This window comes from Exiguobacterium sp. SH1S1 (genome assembly GCF_004337245.1).
GTDB classification, from domain to species: Bacteria; Bacillota; Bacilli; order Exiguobacteriales; family Exiguobacteriaceae; genus Exiguobacterium; species Exiguobacterium aurantiacum_A.
The window spans coordinates 1,105,102-1,130,193 of sequence record NZ_SJUZ01000001.1 but is presented as its reverse complement, the minus strand read 5'-3'; the positions used below and the strand labels follow the sequence as shown (position 1 = coordinate 1,130,193).

The 25,092-nt window shown below is 53.1% G+C and carries 25 protein-coding genes and 2 other annotated features; of the genes, 17 read left to right on the top strand and 8 right to left on the bottom strand.

Annotated features, from left to right (window positions below; genetic code table 11):
• Window positions 1-251: 251 nt before the first annotated feature.
• The 3 genes from EVJ23_RS05700 to EVJ23_RS05690 all read right to left on the bottom strand — a co-directional run bounded on the left by EVJ23_RS05700 (window position 252) and on the right by EVJ23_RS05690 (window position 2,405).
• A complete protein-coding gene (locus EVJ23_RS05700) occupies window positions 252-776 on the bottom strand; it encodes a hypothetical protein (RefSeq protein ID WP_070329148.1) in 525 nt (174 codons plus the stop codon).
• 148 nt (window positions 777-924) lie between these two features.
• Window positions 925-1,992, bottom strand: coding sequence for a diguanylate cyclase (locus EVJ23_RS05695; protein WP_131464749.1), 1,068 nt, complete (start codon window positions 1,990-1,992; stop codon window positions 925-927).
• A 77-nt stretch (window positions 1,993-2,069) separates the two neighbouring features.
• The gene (locus EVJ23_RS05690) at window positions 2,070-2,405 is read right to left on the bottom strand and encodes a hypothetical protein (RefSeq protein ID WP_131464747.1); all 336 of its coding nucleotides are present in this window, start codon (window positions 2,403-2,405) and stop codon (window positions 2,070-2,072) included.
• Between the two features lie 88 nt (window positions 2,406-2,493).
• Here EVJ23_RS05690 and EVJ23_RS05685 point away from each other — a divergent pair, with 88 nt between their 5' ends.
• The 6 genes from EVJ23_RS05685 to EVJ23_RS05660 all read left to right on the top strand — a co-directional run bounded on the left by EVJ23_RS05685 (window position 2,494) and on the right by EVJ23_RS05660 (window position 6,579).
• A complete protein-coding gene (locus EVJ23_RS05685) occupies window positions 2,494-2,673 on the top strand; it encodes a hypothetical protein (protein ID WP_016510109.1) in 180 nt (59 codons plus the stop codon).
• An 82-nt stretch (window positions 2,674-2,755) separates the two neighbouring features.
• The gene (msrA, locus tag EVJ23_RS05680; protein WP_131464745.1) at window positions 2,756-3,706 is read left to right on the top strand and encodes a peptide-methionine (S)-S-oxide reductase MsrA; all 951 of its coding nucleotides are present in this window, start codon (window positions 2,756-2,758) and stop codon (window positions 3,704-3,706) included.
• A gap of 13 nt (window positions 3,707-3,719) precedes the next feature.
• On the top strand, window positions 3,720-5,012 hold the full coding sequence (locus EVJ23_RS05675; protein ID WP_131464743.1) for a DUF2252 domain-containing protein: 1,293 nt from the start codon (window positions 3,720-3,722) through the stop codon (window positions 5,010-5,012).
• A gap of 70 nt (window positions 5,013-5,082) precedes the next feature.
• Entirely contained in the window at window positions 5,083-5,355 is a 273-nt protein-coding gene (locus tag EVJ23_RS05670; protein WP_131439374.1) for a DUF5327 family protein, read from the top strand.
• Between the two features lie 107 nt (window positions 5,356-5,462).
• A complete protein-coding gene (locus EVJ23_RS05665; protein ID WP_070329175.1) occupies window positions 5,463-5,828 on the top strand; it encodes a rhodanese-like domain-containing protein in 366 nt (121 codons plus the stop codon).
• Between the two features lie 118 nt (window positions 5,829-5,946).
• A complete protein-coding gene (locus tag EVJ23_RS05660; protein ID WP_131464741.1) occupies window positions 5,947-6,579 on the top strand; it encodes an HAD family hydrolase in 633 nt (210 codons plus the stop codon).
• A gap of 37 nt (window positions 6,580-6,616) precedes the next feature.
• Here the strand turns inward: EVJ23_RS05660 and EVJ23_RS05655 are convergent, their stop codons facing one another.
• Window positions 6,617-8,029: an NAD-dependent succinate-semialdehyde dehydrogenase gene (locus EVJ23_RS05655; protein ID WP_131464738.1), complete on the bottom strand. Its 1,413-nt coding sequence runs from the start codon at window positions 8,027-8,029 to the stop codon at window positions 6,617-6,619.
• Between the two features lie 115 nt (window positions 8,030-8,144).
• Window positions 8,145-9,782 (bottom strand): ABC1 kinase family protein, encoded by a 1,638-nt coding sequence (locus tag EVJ23_RS05650; protein WP_016510103.1) that lies wholly within the window; start codon window positions 9,780-9,782, stop codon window positions 8,145-8,147.
• Window positions 9,783-9,876: 94 nt separating this feature from the next.
• On the opposite strand from EVJ23_RS05650, the gene EVJ23_RS05645 reads away from it, so the two are divergent.
• The 3 genes from EVJ23_RS05645 to EVJ23_RS05635 all read left to right on the top strand — a co-directional run bounded on the left by EVJ23_RS05645 (window position 9,877) and on the right by EVJ23_RS05635 (window position 12,900).
• Complete coding sequence (locus EVJ23_RS05645) at window positions 9,877-10,482, top strand: trimeric intracellular cation channel family protein (protein WP_070329139.1); 606 nt, start codon at window positions 9,877-9,879, stop codon at window positions 10,480-10,482.
• A 12-nt stretch (window positions 10,483-10,494) separates the two neighbouring features.
• Window positions 10,495-10,860: a DUF423 domain-containing protein gene (locus EVJ23_RS05640; RefSeq protein WP_016510107.1), complete on the top strand. Its 366-nt coding sequence runs from the start codon at window positions 10,495-10,497 to the stop codon at window positions 10,858-10,860.
• A 462-nt stretch (window positions 10,861-11,322) separates the two neighbouring features.
• Window positions 11,323-12,900, top strand: coding sequence for a murein hydrolase activator EnvC family protein (locus EVJ23_RS05635; protein WP_131464736.1), 1,578 nt, complete (start codon window positions 11,323-11,325; stop codon window positions 12,898-12,900).
• A gap of 87 nt (window positions 12,901-12,987) precedes the next feature.
• Here EVJ23_RS05635 and EVJ23_RS05630 read toward each other — a convergent pair whose 3' ends face one another.
• Window positions 12,988-14,355: an amino acid permease gene (locus EVJ23_RS05630; protein ID WP_370252057.1), complete on the bottom strand. Its 1,368-nt coding sequence runs from the start codon at window positions 14,353-14,355 to the stop codon at window positions 12,988-12,990.
• 189 nt (window positions 14,356-14,544) lie between these two features.
• Window positions 14,545-14,775: a binding site (T-box leader), on the top strand.
• Between the two features lie 55 nt (window positions 14,776-14,830).
• Window positions 14,831-15,056: a binding site (T-box leader), on the top strand.
• A 56-nt stretch (window positions 15,057-15,112) separates the two neighbouring features.
• Here EVJ23_RS05630 and trpD point away from each other — a divergent pair.
• From trpD to trpA, 5 genes are read left to right on the top strand one after another with little or no spacing between them, the layout of a single operon-like run.
• Window positions 15,113-16,102, top strand: coding sequence for an anthranilate phosphoribosyltransferase (gene trpD, locus EVJ23_RS05625; protein ID WP_131458837.1), 990 nt, complete (start codon window positions 15,113-15,115; stop codon window positions 16,100-16,102).
• Window positions 16,099-16,860, top strand: a complete 762-nt coding sequence (gene trpC, locus EVJ23_RS05620) for an indole-3-glycerol phosphate synthase TrpC (protein WP_131464734.1) — start codon at window positions 16,099-16,101, stop codon at window positions 16,858-16,860. The genes trpD and trpC overlap by 4 nt, the downstream gene beginning before the upstream one ends.
• On the top strand, window positions 16,836-17,408 hold the full coding sequence (locus EVJ23_RS05615) for a phosphoribosylanthranilate isomerase (RefSeq protein WP_131464732.1): 573 nt from the start codon (window positions 16,836-16,838) through the stop codon (window positions 17,406-17,408). Before trpC ends, EVJ23_RS05615 begins: the two co-directional genes overlap by 25 nt.
• Window positions 17,390-18,574 (top strand): tryptophan synthase subunit beta, encoded by a 1,185-nt coding sequence (gene trpB, locus EVJ23_RS05610; protein ID WP_131464730.1) that lies wholly within the window; start codon window positions 17,390-17,392, stop codon window positions 18,572-18,574. Before EVJ23_RS05615 ends, trpB begins: the two co-directional genes overlap by 19 nt.
• Window positions 18,571-19,338 (top strand): tryptophan synthase subunit alpha, encoded by a 768-nt coding sequence (gene trpA, locus EVJ23_RS05605; RefSeq protein WP_131439350.1) that lies wholly within the window; start codon window positions 18,571-18,573, stop codon window positions 19,336-19,338. Before trpB ends, trpA begins: the two co-directional genes overlap by 4 nt.
• A 36-nt stretch (window positions 19,339-19,374) precedes the next feature.
• Here the strand turns inward: trpA and EVJ23_RS05600 are convergent, their stop codons facing one another.
• Window positions 19,375-20,871: a potassium/proton antiporter gene (locus EVJ23_RS05600; protein ID WP_131464728.1), complete on the bottom strand. Its 1,497-nt coding sequence runs from the start codon at window positions 20,869-20,871 to the stop codon at window positions 19,375-19,377.
• A gap of 154 nt (window positions 20,872-21,025) precedes the next feature.
• Between EVJ23_RS05600 and EVJ23_RS05595 the strand changes: the two genes are divergently transcribed.
• Window positions 21,026-21,961 (top strand): ATP-grasp domain-containing protein, encoded by a 936-nt coding sequence (locus EVJ23_RS05595; RefSeq protein WP_131464725.1) that lies wholly within the window; start codon window positions 21,026-21,028, stop codon window positions 21,959-21,961.
• A gap of 228 nt (window positions 21,962-22,189) precedes the next feature.
• Here EVJ23_RS05595 and hemQ read toward each other — a convergent pair whose 3' ends face one another.
• Window positions 22,190-22,963: a hydrogen peroxide-dependent heme synthase gene (hemQ, locus tag EVJ23_RS05590; RefSeq protein ID WP_071398465.1), complete on the bottom strand. Its 774-nt coding sequence runs from the start codon at window positions 22,961-22,963 to the stop codon at window positions 22,190-22,192.
• 337 nt (window positions 22,964-23,300) lie between these two features.
• Between hemQ and pta the strand changes: the two genes are divergently transcribed.
• Window positions 23,301-24,290 (top strand): phosphate acetyltransferase, encoded by a 990-nt coding sequence (gene pta / locus EVJ23_RS05585; RefSeq protein ID WP_070329128.1) that lies wholly within the window; start codon window positions 23,301-23,303, stop codon window positions 24,288-24,290.
• A 77-nt stretch (window positions 24,291-24,367) separates the two neighbouring features.
• Window positions 24,368-25,087, top strand: a complete 720-nt coding sequence (locus EVJ23_RS05580; protein WP_131464723.1) for a DUF2711 family protein — start codon at window positions 24,368-24,370, stop codon at window positions 25,085-25,087.
• Window positions 25,088-25,092: the final 5 nt, after the last annotated feature.

The following is a 25,092-nucleotide window of genomic DNA, read 5'->3' as shown; positions in this document are numbered from 1 at the left end:
CGAGCGGCTCCGTCGGAGAGCCGCTCGTTTTTATATGGCAAATCTGGGTGCAACAAATGGGGGTTGTCGCAATGCTTTCAAAAAGAGTGTCGTGGAGGGGAATCCACGGGCCGTAACAAGTTTGGGGAACGGTTACGTCCAGCTGTGGCAGCTACAACTCGAGTATAAGTGATAACGATTCTCATTGTCAATTGGAAAAATAAAAATAAACCGCAGACGGGATGTCTGCGGTCGAGGTCATACGAGTCGAGTCAGTTTGACGGGACGCCTTTACTGAGTGTAAAGCGGATCAAGCTGAACAAATAACGGATGTAGAACAAGGCGAACGCGTAAAATACAGCGACTGCCGGTGCGTTCAATTCGACACCCGGGATGTTCATGAGAAACTCCAAGATGAGAATCGACAGCAAGAAGACGTAGAGTCCAGCATCGAGATAGAGCGGCATCAGCTTGCCGCGTTGATGCCAAAACGTCCGGACGAGCGGGGCGACGATCATCCCGATGATGCGCTCGGCGAAGCCGATGCTAAGCACGGCGATCATAAAGGCGGCTACCGTCTCGAACGTCACAAGTTTTGAGAAGGCAAACATGGACATAAGCAGGAGCGGCCCGATGAAAATCATCATCGAAAGGGACGTGCGTAAAAAGATGAGTAGGTTCTGTTTGATTGTGTCGACTCCCCCAAAGAGCGACTGTCGGAACGTCTTGCCACGTTGATAGTCGAGGACGAACGATCCCACGAACATCAATCCGAATAGCGATAACAATATTGTCATGAAATGTGTTTCCCCTTTTTCTAGTCAAATCTATGATTAATTATGTTTATTCTAACCAAAGTCTAGCCTAGTGTACCGATTCGCTAGTTGAAAGTAAAGCGGGAAAACTGTCAAAGTTAGTAAAGTTTTGAGAACGTTATCGGCTTCATCAAGCCAAAATGAAACGGTTTCGTCCAGATTCTTTTGCGTGGTATAACGCTTCGTCGGCATGCTTCAAAACGCTATCGACTTCGATATCGTTCGAATGGCAGGCTCCGAGCGAGACCGTGATGTGAAGCGTGCCTGCACTCGTCTCGAATGGGAACGTCGAGACTTTTTCTCGTATAGATTCGGCGAGACGGGTCACTTCGTCCTTTTTGGCGTTCGGCATGACGATCAGAAATTCTTCACCACCGAAGCGACCGACGAGATGTCGGTCGTCACTTTCGGTGACGAGCAACATGCCGAGCTCGCGTAGTACGTCGTCCCCGACATCATGACCGTACGTGTCGTTGACGCGTTTGAAGTGATCGATATCGACGAGGATGAGGGCGTACGCTTCCGCCTCGACGGTCAAGTTGGCCATCGCCTCATTCAACAGACGGCGGTTGGCGATGCCGGTCAAAGCGTCGGTACGGGCGAGTTGCTGCTGATGCTGAACGTTCTCAAAGTGGCGTCTCAGCTCTTGGAGCAAGCGATAAGCGGCACAAGCCCCGGCGTAGATCATAACGATATAGACGAATAAAATGGGATAGAACAGCTCGAGCGGGAGGGCATAGTAGAGCGCCGAACCGAACGCGGCGACGCTGATCGTCGTGAAGACAAGGAGCGTGTTACGGGTGTTGTCGAGCTTGAGCCGCAACAGACTTGTCGGCAGGACGAGTGCGACCATCGTCGCGATAGCTAAGTAAAATCCGACGTATTCGCCATCCGTTATCATGAAAAAACGACCGATGAGAAACAACATACCGGCGACGACACCGCTCATCCATCCGCCGAACAAGACGGCGAGCATAATCGGGATGGAACGAAGGTCGATCAATATTTTTTCGAGATGAAGCGCGTTCGCGAGCAAAATCAAGGCGATGAGACCGCTCTGGATACCGAGCAGGATACGCAACTTTAAAGGTGACTGCGGCGTAATTCGAGGCCGGTTACGAAACGGCAAGAATGAGATGGTGAACAGGGTGAACAGAATACAAAGGTTGATGAAAAAAGAGTTGATGATGGTGAGCATACACGTGTCCCCTTGTGCGAGATAGAAATCATTAATTCAAGTATGACAACTGTGAATCGCGATGAATCGTCAAACTGTTACCATTCACGCCATTCCTCCGTGACGTCTTCATCGGTTTCATACCCGGCGATGGCTGCACCGGCTCGGATGAAGTCGTACAGCTCTTCACGCTCGAGCGTCTCGATAAAATGGTCGTGCTCTTCGTCGAGGCCGTTCAAACGCAGGACGACATCGCGGACTGCCGATAGGATCGAGGATTCTGTGCCGTCGGAATGTACCAACGCGCTCGTATAACGCCGGAGCGCGGCGTCGACAGCGAGGATCGCCGACAGCGTATAGACGTCGTCGCCTTCGTTCAGCCGGTCTTCCCACAACAAAGTCGGGCGGTTCGCCCACAACTGGTCAAAATCCATGGATGGGTCCTCCTTCTGGCCGTGATTGTATCTTCCTCTCTATAATAGCAAAAAAGTTTGGTATGATAGATGAAAAGGGGGACTGTCCGTGCGTTATTGGGATCATTTTAAACGAGCGTTCATTCCGATCGCGCTCATCTTAATCGGTTTAGCCATCTTTTACACATTATCGGCAAGAAACAACCTGGTGTTGACCATACTCGGGGCAGCGATCGTCGGTGTGATTTTATTTTTAGTGATGCGCCATATGAACCGGGTCGAAGACTGAAGACGAGAACACGTTTGGGGTTCTCGTTTTTTGTTGTCGGCGTGCTTTTTTGGGTACACTACATAGTAAGGAGGGATTCATTATGGCAAAAGCTACATTTGCGGGAGGCTGTTTTTGGTGCATGGTCAAACCGTTTCATAAATACGAAGGTGTCGAACGAGTCGTGTCCGGTTACACAGGCGGACACGTCGACAATCCGACATACCAACAAGTCTGTTCGGAGACGACGGGTCATCTAGAGGCGATCGAGGTGACGTTCGACCCGGAGGTCATCTCATACGATGAGCTGCTTCGGATTTACTGGCGACAAATCGATCCGACAGACGGGGGCGGACAGTTCAACGACCGCGGCGAATCGTATCGACCGGCCATCTTCTATCATTCGGAAGAACAACGGGACGCGGCCGAACGCTCGAAGCAAGAAGTCGAGAATTCGGGACGGTTCGAACGTCCGATCGAAGTCGAGATCCGTCCGGCCAAGACGTTTTGGGAAGCCGAGGACTATCATCAAGACTACTATAAGAAAAATCCGTTCCGCTACGAGATGTACCGGGTCGGCTCGGGTCGCGCCAAGTTTGTGAAAGAGGCGTGGAGCGATAAGAAACAAAAACAGGAACTGAAAGACCGTCTGACACCGATGCAGTTCAAAGTCACGCAAGAGAACGGGACCGAACCGCCGTTTCAAAACGAGTATTGGGATGAGGAACGGGAAGGGCTGTACGTCGATGTGATCGATGGTACGCCGCTCTTCACGTCCCGTGACAAATTCCAGTCGAACTGTGGCTGGCCAAGCTTCGCGCGACCGATCGAAGAGAAGCGGCTCGATGTGAACATGGACACGACGCACCACATGGTCCGGACGGAAGTGCGTTCGAAGCATGCCGACAGTCACCTCGGTCATCTATTTGACGATGGTCCGAAAGAACTCGGCGGCTTACGCTACTGTATCAATTCGGCTTCGCTCCGATTCATCCCGAAAGAAGAGCTCGAGTCTGCGGGATACGGGGAATACAAACATCTATTCGACGCATGAAGGGGAGACAGCCATGTTCACATCCGTCAAACAACAAATTCGCCGTGATACGATCGCGACGGTTCTAGATTATTACGATCATTCGATCCGGAACCTGACCGAAACGGCGCGGCGTGAAAAGTACGACAAGATGAGTACGAGCCCGTTCTCGTTCTTTCGCGGAAGCTCGCATTTGTTCTATTACGATTTTGCGAAAGTACCGCTTGCTTTCGACACGAGCGAGGCCTATCCGACGTTCATTCAAGGGGATCTTCACTTTGAAAACTTTGGGGTGTTCGGAGACGGGGCTGGGACGATCCTTTATGATGTGAACGACTTTGATGAGGCGTACCTCGGTTCGTATTTGTTCGATGTGCTCAGAATGGCCATTTCTGTCGACTTGTTCGCCGCCGAATCGGGCTTCGATTCCAACGAAGCGATTGAAGTATACGCCGAGACGTATGCGCTCGCCATCAGACGGTACGCGAAAGGGAAAGACGAAGACGTGCAGTTCACGAAAGCGAATACGTCTAAAGCCATCAAAAAAGTGATCAAGAAGGCAGAGAAGAAGCAAGACGCGTTCATGTCGGAACGGACCGAAGTCCGGGACGAAGAACGTTACTTCGCGACGAGCGATGACTTAATACCGGTCAGCGAGAAGACGGCGACGAAAATCAAACAGGCTTGGCCTGAGTATTTGAACTCGTTGTCGGGAGAGCATCGCCATCACGCCGATCATTACGACATCAAAGACATCGCCATTAAACGCGAGAGCGGGACGGCCTCGATCGGGCTCGAACGTTACTATATCTTGATCGAAGGGGCCGACGAGGAACATGACGAGGACGTCATCTTAGAGATGAAGCAAGCGCAATCGGCCGTCCCGTCCTTGTTTTTGCCGACCCATCCGTTGTTCGAGGACGGCCTGTCCCATGAAGGTGCGCGGGTCATCGCTGCCCAACGTGCCATGGTGCATAGCCAAGACCCGTATCTCGGTTACTTCACGATCGACGGCAACGAGTATTATGTGCGGCAACGTTCGCCCTACAAACGGAAAGTGAAAGCGAAGCACATCAAGAACGAATCGTCGCTGATCGAAACGTTAAAAGTCCAAGCCGAGATCACGGCGAAAATCCATGCCCGGGCCGATGCGGACGCGAACGTTCTCGAGTATGAGGCGAGCGAACAGATTGCGGAAGCCATCGGGGACGCGCTGCCGTTGTTCGTGCGTCAAATCTCACGCTGGGCTCGTTTTTATGCCAATCAAGTCCGTTTCGATTTCGAGGCGTTCACATCATGGGTCGAGACACGGTCTGAATCCGACTGAGCCGAGCAAGACACTTGCGGCGAGGGACAGGTTTGCTTCAAAATGAGAGGGAAAAGGATGTGTTCGACCTATGATCACTGAGCAACAAGTCATCGCGCAAATGAAACACGTGATGAGTCAAATCGAACAGTCGAGTGGAGAGACGCAAAAGCGCCATCTGGCCAAGTTGATGGGTTACTGTGAGCTCATGTTGGCGGAGACGACACCCGCCGCACCTGTCGCACAGGCACCTGTCGTCTCGGCGGAGCCGAAGCAACCGTTAGACCGGCAAATGGCCGCATTCCTCGGCATCCCTCTAGAGGATGAAGACGAACCTAAAACCGATTCGCTGCTCGATTTCTAAGCTGTGCCCTCGTGGCATGGCTTTTTTTATGAGGCGTCCACATTGACTTATATACCATAGGGGGTATAATGGAGATACTAAAACTTTTAAACAACGGAGGCGTGCCCATGCTTGATTTTTTGTTTGTCGCAGTGGTGATCGGATTGATTTATTTTTGGTGGACGAAGCGAAACAGCACGAAAACAGTATCGACGGACGAGTTGAAGCGAAAGATTGCGGAAGAGCGCAACATTCAACTGCTCGATGTGCGGGAGCCGCACGAATATAAAGGCGGGCACATTAAACAAGCGAAAAACGTACCGCTCTCAGGGTTCGGTAACGCGGCAGCACAATACCCAAAAGATAAAGAACGTCCCGTTTACGTCATCTGTCAAAGCGGGATGCGGAGCCAACGGGCAGCGGCGATGCTGAAGAGTGCGGGCTATACAGACGTCTACTCGGTCAAAGGCGGCATGAGCTTCTGGCGCGGCTGAGCAACAACCGGTTGAACGATTTCGTTCAGCCGTTTTTTTGTGGGCTGATGTTTCTACTTTTGATTTGGAAGCGAGTCTGCTACGGTAGGAGAATAGGAAAGAGAGAGGGGATACCGACATGGCAGTCATTTTATTCGATATCGATGGGACGCTCGTTGACACGACCGTTCCGATGACGAAAGCGATTCACGAGGCGCTCGAACAGCTTCCGCATCTTGAAAAGCCGAGCGAGGACGCGGTCCGGTCTGGCTACGGTTTGGCTGGGGACGCCTTTTGGGAGCACGTCATCCCGGAGGCGACGCGTGAAGAGATCCGTCTCATCCGCAAACTTCGTCACGAGACGCTCGAGCAGGCGATGGCGGGGCAAAACGTCTTGTTTGACGGCATCTACGACATGCTTGAGACGCTTCGCGCGAACGGGCATACGTTGACGACGGCAAGCAACTGTGGCGTTCACTATATGAACTTGATTCTCGATACGCAAGGCATCCGTCAGTTCATGACGGCACCTGAATGTCTCGAATCGGTTGGTGGCGAGAAGAAGGCCGATATTTTGACGGCGCACCGCCTGCGCCACGGAGATGCACATTATGTCATGGTCGGTGACCGCAAGTCGGACGTCGAAGCGGGCCGGGCCCATGATTTCCCGGTCGTCTTGACCGGATTCGGCTTCGGGAACGAGGACGAGTGGGCGCTCGCCGATTATGTGATCGCGACGCCAAACGATTTGGTGACGTGGCTCGACAACTGAAAAAACGCCTGTTGAAAAAATTCAACAGGCGTTTTTTTTATAGTCCAAGCGAAATATATTTCACTTCTAAAAACTCTTCGATGCCGTGATGACCGCCTTCACGGCCGAGACCGCTCTGTTTCCATCCGCCGAACGGCGCTTGCGGGGTCGAAGGCAGGCCATCGTTGACGCCGACAATCCCGTATTCGAGCGATTCAGCCAAGTAAAGGGCCTCGTTAATATCTTGTGTGAAGATATAAGACGCGAGGCCGAACGGCGTGGCGTTCGCCCGCTCGATGACTTCGTCGAGCGTGTTGAACGAAGCGATCGGGGCGACGGGCCCGAACGTCTCCTCGTTCATGCAGAGCATATCTTCGTTCGCATAGCGGACGACGGCCGGGCGGACGAACAAGCCGTCAAGCTGTTCGCCGCCCGTGATCTCACCCCCACGGATTTGGGCGTCCTCGAGGTGCTTCATCACTTTCTCGACCGCAGCCTCGTCGATGAGCGGACCGATGTCGATGCCGTCGTCGAGCCCGTTCCCGACCTTGAGCGCTTGCACGGCCTCGATGAACCGCTCCGAGAATTCGTCGACGATCGAACTCTCGACGTAAATCCGATTGGCGCAGACGCATGTCTGTCCACCGTTACGGAACTTGGTCGCGATCGCTTGCGGGACGGCCTTGTCGAGGTCCGCTTTCGCCGTGACGATGAGCGGGGCATGGCCACCGAGCTCGAGCGAGATCTTCTTCATCGTGTCGGCGGCACCGCGCATGAGCGTCTTGCCGACTTCGGTCGACCCGGTGAACGTCAGCTTGCGCACACGTGAATCGTGCTGCCAAACGTTGACGATACGAGCGGCACTGCCGGTCACGAGATTGATGACACCTTTCGGGAAACCGGCCTTCTCGGCCAATTTGACGAGTTCAATCGCTGTGAGCGGTGTCGCCGAGGCCGGTTTCAAGACGACGGTGCAACCGGCTGCTAGAGCCGGTGCCAATTTGCGGGTGATCATCGCTGCCGGGAAGTTCCATGGCGTGATGGCAGCGATGACGCCGACCGGTTGTTTGATCGCGAAAATACGTTTCTCGTTTGAAGAAGCAGGGATCGTCTCACCATAGACGCGTCGTCCTTCCGCGGCATACCACTCGATGAATCCGTTGGCGTAACGGATTTCGCCGATCGCTTCTTTCAGCGGTTTGCCTTGTTCTTCGACCATCGTTCGCGCGAGCGCTTCCGTCTCTTCATCGATCAAGCGATGCCATTCGAGCAGTAGGGCGCCCCGGTCTTCGGCTGTCCGCTGCTGCCAGTCTTTTAAAGCGGCCTGGGCCGCGTCGACAGCGAGGCCAGCCTCGGTCTCGTCACTCTTTGTCACGGTTGCTATTACGTTACCGGTCGCCGGATTTCGGACCTCGATCGTCTCATTCGTCTCGATCCAGTCACCGTTAATGAAGTTGTTCTCAGCTCGCATCGTGTTCTCCCCTTTCATCTAGGTCACATTGTAAAAGTACCCGATTTCAAAAAACATACACAATTTTACAGCGAGGCACGACAAAAAACCGTCACTCGCTTGAGTGACGGACTGATTAGACACGAAAATCTTGACGGGCCAAATGGCGAATCTTTCGACCGAGGCGTCTTGAATTAAAGTAGGCGACGACGGCGACGACACCACCCGACCAAAATAGCCATTCGTCAGGTCGGATGTAGCCGAACAGACCGACGAGCAATCCGAGAACAATGACACCCGAGTTGAACGTCTGGCGATGGAGCAATTCTTTCGATTCGAGCTCGCGTTGGAACATCGCCTGCTCAGACAACCGTTTCCGGGTCGGCTCTTTCAAATAGTTCTCGAGCAACGGCGGTACGTTCAACAGTTTCTTGCCGTAGTTGAGCGCCGTCATGACGTAGCGGTTTTGGATTGTCGTCCCGTCTGATTCGAGCCATTGAATCACGATTGGTTTACCGAGCGTGAACAAATCGATTTTCGGGTCGAGAATCTGTAAAATCCCGAGCAACGTCGAGGCGGCACGACCGAAGAAGGCGAACTCGGCCGGCAGTTGAATCGGCTCGTTCTTCACGAGCAGTTGGATATCTTGGAGTACTTTTTCGATCAATTTCGTATCGACCGTATTAATGTCGGTCTCTAAATAGAATGTGACCGCTTTTTCGATCGCTTGGCGGATGTTATGTTTATTCGCTGTCGGCAACAAGAAGCGCAAGTCTTCGAGGGCATCGACGACACCGTCGTAATCGAGCGAGATGAACGCCTGCAAGATCTTCCGTATCGTCGCCATATCTTGCGCGGTCGACGAGCCGACCATGCCGAAGTCGAGCAGGATGATCGTTCCGTCGGCCCGGATCTGGACGTTCCCAGGGTGAGGGTCGGCGTGGAACTGTCCGCCGAATAATAGTTGTTCCGCGGCCATCGTAAATAGTCGTTCGGCGAGAGCGGAGCGGTCGATATTGTTTTCTTTTAAGAACGCAATATCGGTGATGCGACGGGCGTCGACCCAATCCATCGTCAATACCCGATTCGTACATAAATGGTCGTAGTAGCCCGGGATATAAACATCTGGATTTTCAGCATATTTCGCTTTGAAATACAGCGCGTTTTTTAATTCGGTTTGGAAATTTAGTTCATCCCCGATGACAAAAATCATTTGGCGATATAAGCTATCTAAGTCGGTCGATTTGGCGAGCGGTGTCCGTTTGAGCATCGTCGTGACGATTCGCATCGCTTTGAAGTCGGTACGGATGATTTTTTCGATGTCCGGGCGCTGGATTTTGAGCGCGACCCGTTTCCCGTTTTCAAGAAGCGTGGCCCCGTAGACCTCGCCGATCGAGGCGGAGGCGACGGCGTCGATGCCGACGTCTTTCACGACTTGGGTGTACGGTACGCCCCATTCGGCTTCGAGGATGGCACGAGACTTGTCCCAACCTGACGTCGGTACGCGGTCGACGAGCTCTGACAACTCATTAAGGACGGACGGCGGCAGCAAGTCGGCCCGGATCGACAAAAATTGACCGAGCTTGATCAACAGTCCCTCTAGGCGGAGCGCGTTACGTTTATACTCGCGGGCGAGCTGCAACATGAGCGCCTCGTACTCTTCCGGAGAGGCGAGACCCTGCTGCTGTTTGCGAGAGAACGAATAAATCTTAATGATGAATCGGGCGAACATTGTGACGATGATCCATATGCGGAACAAGGCGATTCGTTTCATAAAAATACCGACATCCTTTACAAGCAGTCGCTCGACTGATCTGATTTTTTGTATCTTTACTTTACCATATAATGCTTTCGAGAAAGGGCAAGGGATGTTTATGGAGTGGGAATTATTGAACGTCGTCGGAACGATTGCGTTCGCGGCGAGTGGAGCCATCATCGCGATGGACGAAAAGTACGATATTTTTGGAGTTTGGTTGCTCGCTTTCACGACGGCTTTCGGCGGTGGGGCAATCCGTAACGTCTTGCTCGGCAACCCCGTCAGTTTGATTTGGCAACAAAACGATTTATTTATTCTCTGTTTTCTCGTCGCGCTCCTCATCTTCCTGCTCCCGAGCGTCGTCTTGCCGCATTGGGAAAGATGGGGCGTCATCGTCGATGCGATCGGCTTGGTCGCATTCTCTTTCCAAGGGGCGCAAGTGGCCATTAAATTGGATTTGCCGTTGTCAGCAGCGATTGCGGCAGCCGTCCTGACCGGAGTCGGCGGTGGTGTCGTCCGCGACCTGCTCGCGGGGCGCAAGCCGCTCGTCTTGCAGGCGGAAGTGTACGCGATTTGGGCAATCATCATCGCGGTCGTCACATACTACTTCCGGCTCGAAGGCGGACTTCCGGTGTATGCGTTATTGATTGTCGTCGCGACGCTTCGAGTGATATCCTACTATCGGAAGTGGAATTTACCAGCACGAAAAGTGAGATAAGGGGGAAATCGTATGAAATTATTACTCATTACCGGTGCTGCCTTGATGGCGCTCGGTGTCGCACTCGGCGCGTTCGGGGCCCACGCATTGAAAGAGCGTCTGGCGCCGAACATGCTCGCGAACTGGCAGACGGGGGTCTTGTACCACATGATCCATGCGATCGGCATCATTGCGCTTGCTAGTATTTTGACGAAAGTGAGTATCAGTCAATTCAACACAGCCGGTTGGCTCATGTTTGCCGGCATCCTGTTCTTCTCGGGCAGCTTGTATGTCATGGCGCTTACAGGTATCACGAAACTTGGAGCGGTCACACCGATCGGCGGTGTTCTTTTCATCGCGGCATGGGTGTTCGTCATCATCGGTGCGTTCAAACTGTAACGAAATATCCATCGAGCGTTAACACTTCGTCTGTATGATTAGACGTGTGAGACCCCTCGATTTCACACCCGCAACGAACATTCGGTCAGTCCTGTCATCTTCGCCTTGAGCGAGAAGTCAGACTGACCTTTTTTACGTTTTTTGGAAATGGATGAGTTTAGAAAAAATGCTGGAATATGCTTTTTCGAAATAAGGTAAATAATTTACGGTTTTCAATTACTATTACAGAAACGTTTCAAACCATAAAAAATCGAAAAAACGTTGAAATACAAAGAAGAGGGAATGCCAACGGCTTTCCCTCTTCTTTGTCGTAATCAAAGTGAAATATAACTTTAACAGGAAAACATTCGACACTTCGATATAATTAGTCGTGTTGAAACTGAAAAATTAATCGTTTTTGTTACATAGCAAAACGACGAACTTAAATAGAGTATGTAAAACTAGCCCGTCAAATTAGAAAGGATGTCTGCATTGATCAATTGGAAACGTACGATCTCGACACTTACGCTGAGCGCCTTGCTCCTCGGCACGCACTCGGTAGCCGATGCCTCGACGACAATCAAAGAGAAGCAAGAGCAACAGAAAAAAGTTAAAGAACAACGCAATAGCGTCAAACAGAATCAATCGAATACGTCTTCGAAAATCGAACAGAACACTAAAGAAATCTCGAAGGTACAAGAAGAAGTCAATAAAATGGACGCTCAGCTTCAAGACATCATCTACGACGTAGCGGCGAAACGCCAAGAAATCAAACGTACCGAGATGAAGATTGAAGATCTCGAAGCGGACATTAAAGGTTACGAGAAAAAGATGATTGCTCAAGAAAAAATGATGAAAGAGCGGATGGCCACGATGCAAACGAACGGTGGCGGTTCAATCAACTGGGCAGAATTCATCTTTGGATCAAAAAACTTCTCTGACTTGATCACACGCATGATCACGGCTGGTACGATCCAACGTAGCGACCAAGAGTTGTTCAACGACTATGAAGCGACACGTCTGTCTCTTCAAGAAGCACAAGCCGCACTCAAAGCAGAGCGGGCCTCACTTCTAGAGCAACAGAAAGCACTCGAAGCGCGTCAAGCCGAACTCGAGAAGAAGATGAAACAGCGTGAAGCTCGCATCAAAGAACTCGAAGAGAAAAATATCGAATTTGAAACGCAAATCTTCGACCTACAAGAAATCGAAGCGACGTTGATCGCTCAAGAAGAAGCGATTGCAGCTGAAATCGAAGCACAGCGCCGTGAAGAAGAAGAAGCGCGTCGTCGTGCGGAAGAGGCAGCACGTCAAGAAGCGGCTCGTAAAGCTGAAGAGGCACGCCAAGCTGAGGCTGCCAAAGCAGCGGCCGCGCAACAAGCCGAAGAAGCGAGAGCTGAAGCTGCACGTCAAGAAGAAGCGGCTAAAGCTGCTGCTGCACAAGCTGCTGCTCAGAAAAAGCAGAACAGTAATACTAATTCCCAGTCATCGTCGTCTTCAAACCAAACGACACAAAATAATGTGACAGCTTCTAAACCGGCTGCACCACCGGCACCTAAGCCTAAGCCAGCGCCAAAGCCGGCACCAAAACCGGCACCGGCACCAAAACCGGTACCGACTACGCCGACAGCTTCGGCACCGGCACCATCGAGCGCGAAATTCATTCAACCGACGACTGGTCGTTTCTCGCAAGGTTTCGGACCGGCAAGCGGACAGTTCGGCTATTCGTTCCATAACGGTGTCGATATCGCTGGACCAGTCGGTACACCGATCCGGGCCTCGGCAACTGGAACGGTCATCCGGGCTGGATGGGGTGGCGCTTATGGGAACCACGTCATGATCGCCCACGTCATTGGCGGTCAAGTTTGGACGACTGTCTATGCGCACATGAACTCGGTATCAGTTAGCGCTGGTCAGCGTGTGACGCAAGGATCAAACATTGGAACGCTCGGGAACACTGGAAACTCTTCAGGCCCGCACCTTCACTTTGAAATCCACCAAGGCAGCTACTCGTACTCGTCTTCGAGCGCCGGTAGCACCGTCAACCCACGTCAGTTCTTCTAATCCTAAACAAACGAGCACTCGTCAATCGCGACGGGTGCTCGTTTTTGCGAAAAAATAGTGCCCATCCATTGCGGATAGGCACTATTTTCAATTAGCTTGCTCGATGTCGTCTTGTTTTGTGTCAGTCTTACGGAATCGCTCGCGAACGAGATAGATGATCGTTAAGCCGACCAACCATGGGATCCCGAACTTGAGTAAGATGTTGAAATCGGTAAACCATGTCGTGATCATTAAGCTGAGCAGCAGTCCGGCACCTAGGAGCGGTAAGAACGGATAGCCAATCATACGGACAGGGAGTTTACGCCCCGTCCATTTTTTGCGGAAGAATAAGTGTGAGACGAAGACCATGAACCATGTGAAGATCGCTCCGAACATCGAGATGCCCATGAGGAACGGATACGACGTCTCCATGAATACTTGAAGCAGTGCCGCGAGGACGATCCCGCCTGTCGAAACGAACAAGGCAGGCATCGGAATCCCGCTGGTGCTTACTTTTTTGAAGATACGCGGTGCGTCGCCAGCTTCTGCGAGTGAGTACATCATGCGCGTCGAGGCATACAATTGCGCGTTCATCGCCGACAAGGCGGCGACCAAGATGACGAAGTTCAAAATGCTAGCCGCGCCAGGCACGTCAAACTGCTGCATGACGAGGACGAACGGGCTTTGATCGATACCAGCCTGCTGCCATGGGATGAGCATGAGCATGATGGCGATCGTGATCAAATAGAAGAACGTCAAGCGGAAAACGGTCGCCCGCAGCGCCTTCGGTACGGCGCGGTCCGGGTCTTTCGCCTCGCCGGCCGTGACGGCGACGAGCTCTGTCCCGAGGAAACTGAAGAGCGAGATGAAAATTGTCACCCACATGCCGTAAAATCCGAAAGCGAAGAACCCTTCATTTCCGGTCGTGATCGATTCGATTGGTGAGCCCGGTTGGCCGAACAGTGCGGCCGCACCGAGGACGATGAAAAGAATGATGGCAGTGACTTTGATGAATGATAACCAGTATTCGGTTGTCCCGAACGTATGGACGTGCCGAGCGTTGACGTAGATGAGCAATCCGCCGAACACGGCGACCCAGACGAATCCGTTCACATCCGGGAACCAGTAGCGCATGTAAATCGCGATTGCGCTCACTTCGACCCCGATTGCGAGGACGTTGGCGATCCAGTACGAGTAACGGACCAAGAAGCCGGCGAGCGGATGGACATAACGCTCGGCGATTGTGCCGAACGAGCCTGAAGTCGGATGAGCGACGGTCATCTCGGCGAGACAACCCATGAGCAAGAGGACGATAAACGCCCCGATGGCGTAACTGACGAGCACGCTCGGTCCTGCCGTTTGGATGGCGAGGCCGCTTCCGAGGAAGAGGCCCGTTCCGATGGCGCTGCCAAGCGAGATCATCGTGAGCTGTCGGGTCGACAGTTCACGTTTTAGTTTACTAGTTTCCAAAGTCAAATCTCCTTTAGTTGAGTGAAGTGTTGTTGGGGACGACTATAGCAGACAAAAAAATCACGTGTCAACTTGCGACGTTCTGAAACATGCGGTCGATTCGTCCGCACTTATAGAAGCAAAGTTTTTTTGCACACTTTTGTTTGACAGGATGAATCGGGAACGGTATAGTACGAGTTAACTTAACTGAAACGAACAAAGGCGTCGACGAAGAGAAGTAACGACGGTCCCCGCATGACAGAGAGCTGATGGTTGGTGTGAATCAGTATGTGGGACGTCGCGAATGGACTTCCGAGCTCTAAACCGAAATTTTTAGTAGGCTTTAGCGGGTTACCCACCGTTATCACGGGGAAGCGGATGATTGTCCGTGAAGCGGGTTCTATATGAACCAACGAAGGTGGCACCACGGGGTTACTCGTCCTTCTCATAGCGTGAGCTGTGAGTTGGACCGAGTGACCCTTTTTTGTTTTTCAAATTGAATCTTAAATCGATGATTGAGAAGAGTAGCGTGAAGAAGTCTCGTACAGAGAGTCAGGGGTGGTGGGATCCTGACCGAGACCGTCACGTGAATGGGCTCATGAGAGCACGGCTGAATGTTAGTAGGCCGTGACGGCTTCCACCGTTATCAGGATACGATGTGATAGCATCGGAAAGTGGGATCGATTGATCCAACGAGAGGTGGCACCGCGGTCCATACCGTCCTCCATACGACAGACGTCGTATGGAGTTTTTTTATACCCAAATCGCTTAAGGAGGAACGGACATGTTAACACGACTACTGACGAACCAAGTGACGACGACCGAGATGAAACAGGCGGCTTCCGAGTTGTTTCAAGCTGATGAAACGCAAATCACCGAGGTGCTTCTCGCATTGAAAGCACGCGGCGAGACGGCCGAAGAGATGGCGGGGCTGGCCGATTATATCCGTGAGGCGGCGACGTTCCCGGAGACGACGCTCCCTGTGCTCGACGTTTGTGGGACCGGCGGTGATGGAGCGAACACGTTCAACATTAGTTCGACCGTCGCGTTCGTTCTCGCCGGACTTGGTATCCCGGTCGCGAAACATGGGAATCGGAGCGTGTCGAGCCGGTCGGGTAGCGCCGATGTGCTCGAGGCGTTGAATATCCCGATCGTCCAAAGTGCTGACGACGTGTTAGCTGAACTTGAGCGGACGAACTTGAGCTTCTTGTTCGCCCAACATGTCCACCCGATCATGAAACATGTCATGCCGGTGCGAAAACGGCTCGGGACGGCGACGATCTTCAATCAAATCGGTCCGCTGACGAACCCGCTCAAGCCGAGACGGCAATTGATCGGCGTCTACCATCCAGACTTGATTGAGAAGATGGCTACGGCGATGCGCCATCTCGGAGTCGAACGGGGCATGGTCGTCCATGGGGCCGGCGGACTCGACGAGGCGAGCCTCGTTGGTGCGAACGAGGTACTCTTCTTTGACGGAGAGCAGACGGCACGATATCAAGTCGACCCGCGAGACGTCGGGTTGATGCGGGCACCGCTGTCGGCGCTACAAGGTGGTACACCCGAAGAGAATGCGAAGACGCTCGTCGCCGTTTTGAACGGCGCGGCAGGACCGGCGCGGGACGTCGTCTTGTTGAATGCGGCACTCGCATTATGCACATACGGCGCCGTCAAGACGTTACGTGAAGGTGTGGCCGAGGCGAGCCGAAGCATCGACGAGGGCCACGCCGTCCGCGTCCTTAAGCAACTACAAAAAACGGAGGTGGGCGCATGAGCTACTTGACGAAAATTATTGGGACGAAAATCGAAGAGGTCAATCAGATGCAAGACGTCACGGTCACGGCGACAGAGCCGATCTCGTTACAGAGGCTGGTCGCGGACGGGTTTCATATCATCGCGGAAATTAAGCGGGCGTCCCCATCAAAAGGCGTGATTCGAGCCGAACTGGATGTGGCCGAACGGGCTCAGGTTTACGAACGGGCCGGTGCGACGATGATTTCGGTGCTGACGGATACGACGTACTTTAATGGGTCGTTCGATGACTTACGCCAAGTCGCTGACGCCGTCGATATCCCGGTCCTGTGTAAAGACTTCATCATCGATGAACGGCAGCTCGATCGGGCGAAAGCGGCCGGCGCGAGCGCGGCGTTGTTGATCGTCGCGGCGCTGCATCCGACTCGCCTGCACGCGTTGAAGCAACACGCACGCCTGATCGGCCTCGACGTGCTCGTCGAAGTGCACGATGAAGCCGAGCTCCAGACGGCGCTCGAACTTGAGGACGTGCTGATCGGCATCAACAACCGGAACTTGAAGACGTTCGACGTATCGCTTGAGACATCGATTGAATTGATGAAGCGTTATCCGAACGTGGCGTTCGTCAGTGAGAGCGGAGTCAGCACCGGCGAATCAGCGAGCCGACTGCGAGACGCGGGAGCCAAAGCGATTCTCGTCGGAGAGGCGCTTATGCGACAGGATGACCCGACGGCGTTGATTGAGGAGCTGAAGACGTGTTCGTTAAAATATGTGGATTAAAAACAGAAGCAAGCGTGACGGCGGCGGTTGAAGCCGGGGCCGATGCGATCGGCTTCGTGTTCGCGAACAGCTCACGCCAAGTCGATGTGACGACGGCGAAACGGCTACGGCAGTTGATCCCGAATCACGTCCGTGTCGTCGGAGTGTTCCTCGACCCGACGCTTGAGGAGGTCGAGACGGCGATCACGTGTGGATTGACGGATATCCAACTGCACCGGCGCACGTTGCCGTTTGAATCGTTCCGGCAGTTCAATCTGCCGATCATCGAAGCGAGTAGCAAGACAGAGGCAGATATCGTCTTACTGGATGCACCGACGCCCGGAAGCGGGGAGACGCTCGACTGGTCACAGTTGGAACGCCCCAAGCGAACGTTCTGGCTTGCCGGCGGGTTGACGGCCGACAACGTGAGACAAGCGATGCATGACGTACGGCCTGACGGGGTCGACGTCTCAAGCGGTGTCGAGACAGATGGAGAGAAAGATATCGATAAAATTCGCACGTTCATCAGACGTGCCAAGGAGGAAACACCATGTACACACAACCAGTGAACGGAAAGTTTGGCCCGTACGGAGGAAAGTATATACCGGAAACACTCATGCAAGCCGTTGAAGAACTCGAGGTGGCTTATGAGGAAGCGAAGTTAGATCCTGAATTTCAAGAACGCTTCGACGAGTTGCTCAGCGAATACGTCGGACGGGAGACGCCGCTCTACTATGCGGAGAACATGAGTCGACGCCTCGGGACGAACGTCTACTTGAAACGTGAGGATTTGAACCATACCGGTGCCCACAAGATCAACAACACGATCGGGCAGGCGCTTCTCGCCAAGCGGATGGGGAAACAGAAAATTGTCGCTGAGACCGGTGCCGGACAACACGGTGTGGCGACGGCGACGGTGTGCGCGCTGCTCAACTTAGAATGTACGATTTTCATGGGTGAGGTCGATGTCGAGCGGCAAGAGTTGAACGTGTTTCGGATGGAATTGCTCGGGGCGACGGTCATTCCGGTGAAGTCAGGCAGCCGAACGTTGAAAGATGCGGTCAACGAGGCGTTACGCTACTGGGTCAAACACGTTGACGATACACACTACGTCATGGGCTCTGTACTTGGACCACACCCATTCCCGACGATGGTGCGTGACTTCCAAAGTGTGATCGGAACAGAGACACGGCGCCAAATTTTAGACAAGACCGGACGCTTGCCGGATGCCGTCATCGCTTGCGTCGGTGGCGGCAGCAACGCCATGGGGATGTTCTACCCGTTCTTGAATGACGAGGACGTCGCCTTGTACGGAGTCGAGGCAGCAGGAAGCGGCGTCGATACGGACAAGCATGCGGCGACGCTCACGAAAGGGGAGGTCGGCGTGCTCCACGGCTCGCTCATGTACGTGCTGCAAGACGGGGCCGGACAAATCCAAGAAGCGCACTCGATCTCGGCCGGCCTCGATTATCCTGGGGTCGGACCAGAACATAGTTTCTTGAAAGACATCGAGCGTGTCCGTTACGCGGCGGTCACCGATGAGGCAGCGTTAGAGGCATGTACGTCACTCAGTCGACATGAGGGCATCATTCCGGCACTCGAGTCGTCACATGCGCTCGCCTATGCCGAGACGCTCGCCGCGACGATGGACGAGGACGATTTGCTCGTCATCTGTCTGTCAGGCCGAGGCGATAAAGATGTGCATACGATTCGAGAAAGGGTGGGACGGAAATGAGCTTAGAGACAGCGATTCGAAATAGAGACGGGGCAGCGTTCGTCCCTTATATCATGGCCGGAGACGGCGGACTCGATCAACTCATTCCGACGATCGAGCGGCTTGAAGCGATGGGCGCGACGGCGATCGAGCTCGGGATCCCGTTCTCAGATCCGGTAGCGGACGGGCCGATCATCGAGGCGGCGGGGATGCGTGCTCTCGCGAACGGCGTGACGCTCTCTAGTGTGTTGGATTATTTAATAGAAGGAACTGAGCGTTTCTCAGTCCCGATCGTCCTCATGACATACTTGAATCCGGTGTTCCGGTTCGGAATCCAACCGTTCTTCGACCGTGCGGCCGCATGCGGCGTCAGCGGTGTCATCATCCCCGATTTGCCGTTCGAAGAGAGCCTCGAACTATTCGCAGGGATCGAACGGAACGGGGTCGCGGTCGTCCCGCTCGTCACATTGACGAGTAACAAACAACGAATCGACACGATCTTAAGTCAGGCCGAGGGGTTCGTCTACGCGGTGACGCTCAAAGGGACGACCGGAAAAGTCGACGCGTTCCCGGACGAACTGCTCGCCCATTTGCGCTCGTTGACAGAACGGTCTCCGGTCCCGGTACTCGCCGGATTCGGTGTCCATCGGGAAGACCAAGTACAAGCGCTCGGTGAGGCGTGTGACGGGGTCGTCGTCGGCAGTTTCATCGTCGAGGCGCTCCACGCCGGACGCGAGCAAGACGTCGCCGATTTGATCGCAGCGGCGCGTCGAGTCAAAGCATAAAACAAGGACCGTGCCTCGGGCACGGTCCTTGTTCGTTCATAGCTCGACGCGTTCAAGCCCGTCTTCGCCGAACTTGCGATCGAGTTGGTCGTGACGATACGTCGAGGCGAGGACGTACAATAAGTCGCCCGGCTCAATTTTCGTTTGACCCGTAGGCGGGATGAGGTAGTCTTTGCGGACGATCGCATTGACGACCGTGTTCGGCGGTAACGTGATGTCGGCGAGCGTGCGTCCGATCATCGATGACGTTTCTGTCGCCACATACGGAACGAGCTGATGCTGCGACTGTTTACTCGACACGAGCGCGATCGTATACGGTGAGCGAATCTTATCCGGCCCGAGCAGGTTCAGTCTGGCCGCAAGCGGTGTGAGCGTCGTTCCTTGAATCAACGCGCTCGTCACGACGACGAAGAAGACGGCGTTGAAGATGAGTTGGCTGTTGTCGATCCCGGCGATGAGCGGAAACGTCGCTAGCACGATCGGGACCGCTCCTTTTAGGCCGGCCCAGGAGATGAACAGTTTTTCCTTATGCGTGAACGGCATCGCGATCGTCGATAAGTAAACGGCGATCGGACGGGCGACGAACATGAGGAAAAATGAAATCAACAGCCCTTTCCAAATGAGTTCTGGGTCGAACAGTTGTTTCGGATAGACGAGAAGGCCGAGGATGACGAACATGATAATTTGCATGATCCAAGCGAGCGCCTCCGAAAATTGGACGATGGTCACTTCGTGGGCGGTGTGGGCGTTCCCGACGATCATCGCGGCAAGATAGACGGCAAGCAAGCCGCTGCCGGCGAAATAGGCGGCCACTCCATACGTCATGAACGCCATCGAAATCATGAGGACGGCGTGCAGGCCGCTCGACTCAAGGCGCAAGTGATTGAGCATGAGCCGTGACAGGTTCCCGAGCATGTACCCGGCGAACGCCCCGACGATGATCTGGAGGATGAACATCCCAATGCCGTCCCAAATCGTCGTGTCCGGTTTCAACATGAAGTCGAGAGCGAGGATCGTTAAAAACATCGCCATCGGGTCATTCGTGCCGGACTCGGCTTCGAGTGTCGCGCCGACTTTCGGTGCGATATTCTTTCCTTTAAAGGCGGCGAATACGGCGGCAGCATCGGTCGAGCCGATGATGGCACCGAATAGGAAAGACTCAATCCAGTCGAAACCGAATACGAAACGAACGGCTACGGCGACGAATCCGGCCGTCAATAAGACGCCGATCGTCGCGAGCGAGGCGGACGGAGCGAGGACACTCCGAATCGAGGCCCATTTCGTCTGCAGACCACCTTCGAACAAAATAACGATCAGAGCGGAGATTCCGATCATCTGGGCAAGGTTCGAGTCATCGAAGAAGATTAAGCCGGTGACGTCACTGCCCATGACCATGCCGATCCCCATGAACAGAATCAACGCAGGAAGGCCAAAACGGGTGGACACGCGCGTGGCCAAAACTCCCGCGACGAGGAGGAGACCGAACAAGAGGATTGAAACGTCTGTACTTAAAATAGGTGCAGTCAAACACATCACTTCCCTTTGAAATTGTCACTTTTCACATAGATTATTAAGTTCATTATACCATGAAACCGTTATGAAATAAGAATGAACGTATCGTCAATTATGCTAATTGGAATAGTCGGATATCGGTGTGGTACATTAGGAGTATCAAAGGGGGATTCATATGGCTAAAATTCACGTCTTGCATGAAAACAATGAGTGGACGGACCATCTCGTCAAACGGCTCGAGGAGTTATCGCTTCCATATGAACTGTGGCATTTAGATGAAGGAATCATCGATATTGAAGCGACGCCGCCAGATGGTGTGTTCTATAACCGGATGAGTGCGTCGTCACATACGCGCGGGCATCGCTACGCGCCAGAGCTGACGGAAGGGGTACTTGCCTGGCTCGAGGCGAACGGACGGACCGTCTTCAACGGGACACGGGCGATTCGCCTCGAAGTGAGCAAGGTCAACCAGTATACGGCGCTTCGTCAAGAAGGGATCCGTGTGCCGAGGACGATCGCTGCCGTCGGAAAAAAACAAATCATCGAGGCGGCCGAGAAGCTTGGCATGAGCCCGTTCATCACGAAGCATAACCGGGCTGGTAAAGGGCTTGGCGTGCAGCTGTTCCATTCGATTGAGGCGTTGAAAGGGTATGTGTACGGACCGGCGTTCGAGGACTTGGTCGATGGCATCACGCTCATCCAACAATATATCGAAGCGCCGAAACCGTTCATCACGCGCTGTGAATTTATCGGCGGAAAGTTCCTCTACGCGGTACGGGTCGACACGTCGGAAGGGTTCGAACTATGCCCGGCGGATGCGTGCTCGATTGAAGACCAATTCTGCCCGGTCGGCGAGACGCCGCCGGCCAAATTTGAAATCGTCGACGGGTTTGCCGATCCGATCATCGATCAACTAGAAGCGTTCTTGGTAAAAAATAATATCGCAGTCGCGGGGATCGAGATTATCGAAGACCGTGACGGTAACGTCTATGCGTACGACGTCAACACGAATACGAACTATAACTCGGACGCGGAAGCGAAGGCAGGTCAATACGGCATGCTAGAACTCGCGACGTTCCTTGGCGACGCGCTTCACGCGAAGACAAAATAAGGGTCAGGCTTTCGCCTGACCCTTTCGCTGTGTATGTTGTAATTGTTGTTCAAATCGAATTTGGACTAGCTCTGCTGTCGGGGTCATTCGTTCAATGAACGAATCTAAACGTTTTGCAGTGTCTCGATCTGATTCCTTGAACACGCGCATCGTTGTTCACCTCATTGATCATTGTTGTAAGTGCCTCTACAACGATGTTTCCCGAGGGGGTCGATGCGTAAACCTCAATCAACCGAGGAATGTGCCGAGTTCTTCTTTTGGAAGGATGTTTCCGACGTAGAAGTCACCAAACTCCCCATATTTGGCGCTGACTTCATCGAAACGCATCTCGTAAACAATCTTCTTAAATTGGAGCGAGTCTTCCGCGAAGAGCGTGACGCCCCATTCCCAGCCGTCAAATCCGGTCGATCCGCCGATGAACTGCTGGATCTTGCCGGCATAGCTGCGGCCGATCATGCTGTGACGGTACATGAGGTCTTTCCGCTCGTCCATCGACAGCGTATACCAGTTGTCCTCGTCACGGCGCGCCTTGCTCATCGGATAGAAGCAGATGTGGGCTGCTTTCGGCAACGTCGGGTACAAGCGCGAGCGGATGTGCGGGTTCTCGTATGGATCTCCGTCACCAGAGCCACGGTACATGCCGAGCTCGATGACCGAGACGTAAGAGTACGATGGGATCATATAGTCGTACAGTTTCGTCTTACGAAGGGCGAGTTCGACTTGCTCGAGCTCTTTGAACGTCGGACGAAGGACCATGAGGACGACGTCCGCTTTTTGACCGAGGATTGAATAGAAGGCGTGACTGCCTTCTCCGCGTGTTTCGACGTCTTCAAGCGAGGCGAGGAAGGCGACGAACTCCTCAATCATTTCTTGACGCGCCGCTTTGTCGACTGCTTTTAGGCGTGTCCAATCGATCGAGCGGAAATCATGGAGCGTATACCAACCGTCTAATGTGGCGGCTGCGTGCTGTGTTTCGGTTGTCGGTGCTGGACGTTCTGACATGAAAAAACTCCTTTCAAGACTTGGCTTCGCTGTTTATTTTACCACAGACACTTTACCGCCTGGCAAATTTGGCGCTGTCTGTGAGGGTAATCACAATCGAGACCGGGGAAAGGAAAAAGCGGACACAGAAATGTAAACGGCTTCACAGCAACCTGTATCAGTCATAAATACATAACTGTTCTATTCATATAATGACTGATTTCAAGCGATTTATGACGATATGGGCAGAATAGTTTATTTTAAAAAAAGGACTGTGTATAATAAAACACGCATACGGACAATTGTGTCCTAAAGAGAAAACATAGATATCTTCCAATCGAAAAGGAGTTCACTTACCATGAAATTATTTGATACGTTGAAGCAAAAAGTCAGCCCGATTCGTCCGACCATCGTCTTAGCAGAAGGCGTCGATGAGCGCGTCCTTGGAGCTGCAGTCCGTTTAAAAAATGACGGCATGGTCAACCCGATCGTCGTCGGTCCGAAAGCGGACATCGATGCAGTCGCAGCGAAACACGGCTTTGATATCTCGAACTTGACACAGTACGACCCAGCGACATACGAAGATATCGACACGCTCGTCGAATCGTTCGTCGAACGCCGTAAAGGCAAAGCGACGGCTGAACAAGCTCGTGAATTGTTGTCGTCAGATGTGAACTACTTCGGTACGATGCTCGTCCACACGGGCAAAGCGGAAGGTCTCGTCTCGGGTGCGATGCATGCGACGGCCGACACGGTCCGTCCGGCACTTCAAATCATCAAGATGCAAGAAGGCATCAAAAAGACGTCAGGTGTATTCATCATGGTACGTGACGATGAGCAATACGTCTTCTCGGACTGTGCGATCAACATCGCACCGGATGCGGCCGACCTTGCCGAGAACGCCTACTTGTCAGCGTTGACGGCGAAGACGTTCGGCATCGAGCCGCAAGTCGCGCTCCTCAGCTTCTCGACGAAAGGTTCGGCGAAGTCGCCTGAAACCGAGAAAGTCATCGAAGCGACGCGTCTCGCCAAAGAGAAAGCGCCAAACCTTCCAATCGATGGTGAGCTTCAGTTCGACGCAGCGTTCGTCCCGAGCGTGGCAGCGAAGAAAGCACCGGGCTCTGACGTCGCCGGTAACGCCAACGTGTTCGTCTTCCCGAGCCTCGAAGCCGGGAACATTGGCTACAAGATGGTTCAACGTTTCGGCGGATTCGAAGCGATCGGACCAATCTTGCAAGGTCTCAACAAGCCAGTCAACGACTTGTCGCGTGGCTGTAATGAAGAAGACGTCTATAAATTGACGCTCATCACAGCGGCACAAGCGATTGACGAGCGCAACGAAGCGTAAGTCAGAAGCATCTTCCCACAGCGGAGGATGCTTTTTTTGATGCGTAGTTGTAAACTATTGGAAAAGGAGGCGGTCACATGGAGGAGATTGAGGGAGCCATCACTTTACCGGAAGGACATCGCTACGCCATGTTCGGCGGTGGAGATGATTTTCCGATTAAAACTTACTATGAGGGCGTGTTTGAAGAAGTGTTCGTCGCGTACCATCCGTTTCTCGGACCGATAGAAGATCCTAAAGCAATTGACCGATATGTCGAGATGAACAAAAACGAAGTGGAACAGCATTTTCGTGCCGTCGCATGGGAAGATATGCGCCGCCAACTTGGTTTTGAAGACGTCAAACGTATCGATCACGCACTCCGAACGATGATTGGGGCGTTGAAACCGCATGCCGAAGATAAAGAAGGCGCAAATCGAATCATCGAATTTTGCGAGCGCGAGAATTTACTCCCACCTGGCGAAGGCGAGCTGTCTGATTTCTTAAAGAATCGGGTATTAAGGGCGCTTCTGGAGACGGGAGAAGAATGGATATGGAGCGGCGACGAATTTTGTACGGAGCGTCATCTTATCAACATTCGAGAAGTTCTTGCAGCCGATACATGGGACATGAATCATCGCACGTTTTTCGGCTATCAGCATGATTGGCTCATCGTACCGCCGTGGGATAGCCACTTCACTTTATTTTGCGGCAGTCAGTCTTGGGTAAGTGACATGGTCGAACGTTGTGGTCTGAAAGGTTTCTACTGCGATGACGAGGCGACCATCAATTGGAGTTTGTCCGACACGAAACTGAGGTAAACTAG

Excerpts from the sequence above, each read along its gene's own strand:
- EVJ23_RS05700 (WP_070329148.1), bottom strand. The coding sequence starts at position 776 with ATGACAATATTGTTATCGCTATTCGGATTGATGTTCGTGGGATCGTTC.
- EVJ23_RS05695 (WP_131464749.1), bottom strand. The coding sequence starts at position 1,992 with ATGCTCACCATCATCAACTCTTTTTTCATCAACCTTTGTATTCTGTTC.
- EVJ23_RS05690 (WP_131464747.1), bottom strand. The coding sequence starts at position 2,405 with ATGGATTTTGACCAGTTGTGGGCGAACCGCCCGACTTTGTTGTGGGAA.
- msrA (WP_131464745.1), top strand. The coding sequence starts at position 2,756 with ATGGCAAAAGCTACATTTGCGGGAGGCTGTTTTTGGTGCATGGTCAAA.
- EVJ23_RS05675 (WP_131464743.1), top strand. The coding sequence starts at position 3,720 with ATGTTCACATCCGTCAAACAACAAATTCGCCGTGATACGATCGCGACG.
- EVJ23_RS05670 (WP_131439374.1), top strand. The coding sequence starts at position 5,083 with ATGATCACTGAGCAACAAGTCATCGCGCAAATGAAACACGTGATGAGT.
- EVJ23_RS05665 (WP_070329175.1), top strand. The coding sequence starts at position 5,463 with ATGCTTGATTTTTTGTTTGTCGCAGTGGTGATCGGATTGATTTATTTT.
- EVJ23_RS05660 (WP_131464741.1), top strand. The coding sequence starts at position 5,947 with ATGGCAGTCATTTTATTCGATATCGATGGGACGCTCGTTGACACGACC.
- EVJ23_RS05655 (WP_131464738.1), bottom strand. The coding sequence starts at position 8,029 with ATGCGAGCTGAGAACAACTTCATTAACGGTGACTGGATCGAGACGAAT.
- EVJ23_RS05650 (WP_016510103.1), bottom strand. The coding sequence starts at position 9,782 with ATGAAACGAATCGCCTTGTTCCGCATATGGATCATCGTCACAATGTTC.
- EVJ23_RS05645 (WP_070329139.1), top strand. The coding sequence starts at position 9,877 with ATGTTTATGGAGTGGGAATTATTGAACGTCGTCGGAACGATTGCGTTC.
- EVJ23_RS05640 (WP_016510107.1), top strand. The coding sequence starts at position 10,495 with ATGAAATTATTACTCATTACCGGTGCTGCCTTGATGGCGCTCGGTGTC.
- EVJ23_RS05635 (WP_131464736.1), top strand. The coding sequence starts at position 11,323 with ATGTCTGCATTGATCAATTGGAAACGTACGATCTCGACACTTACGCTG.
- trpD (WP_131458837.1), top strand. The coding sequence starts at position 15,113 with ATGTTAACACGACTACTGACGAACCAAGTGACGACGACCGAGATGAAA.
- trpC (WP_131464734.1), top strand. The coding sequence starts at position 16,099 with ATGAGCTACTTGACGAAAATTATTGGGACGAAAATCGAAGAGGTCAAT.
- trpB (WP_131464730.1), top strand. The coding sequence starts at position 17,390 with ATGTACACACAACCAGTGAACGGAAAGTTTGGCCCGTACGGAGGAAAG.
- trpA (WP_131439350.1), top strand. The coding sequence starts at position 18,571 with ATGAGCTTAGAGACAGCGATTCGAAATAGAGACGGGGCAGCGTTCGTC.
- EVJ23_RS05600 (WP_131464728.1), bottom strand. The coding sequence starts at position 20,871 with ATGTGTTTGACTGCACCTATTTTAAGTACAGACGTTTCAATCCTCTTG.
- EVJ23_RS05595 (WP_131464725.1), top strand. The coding sequence starts at position 21,026 with ATGGCTAAAATTCACGTCTTGCATGAAAACAATGAGTGGACGGACCAT.
- hemQ (WP_071398465.1), bottom strand. The coding sequence starts at position 22,963 with ATGTCAGAACGTCCAGCACCGACAACCGAAACACAGCACGCAGCCGCC.
- pta (WP_070329128.1), top strand. The coding sequence starts at position 23,301 with ATGAAATTATTTGATACGTTGAAGCAAAAAGTCAGCCCGATTCGTCCG.
- EVJ23_RS05580 (WP_131464723.1), top strand. The coding sequence starts at position 24,368 with ATGGAGGAGATTGAGGGAGCCATCACTTTACCGGAAGGACATCGCTAC.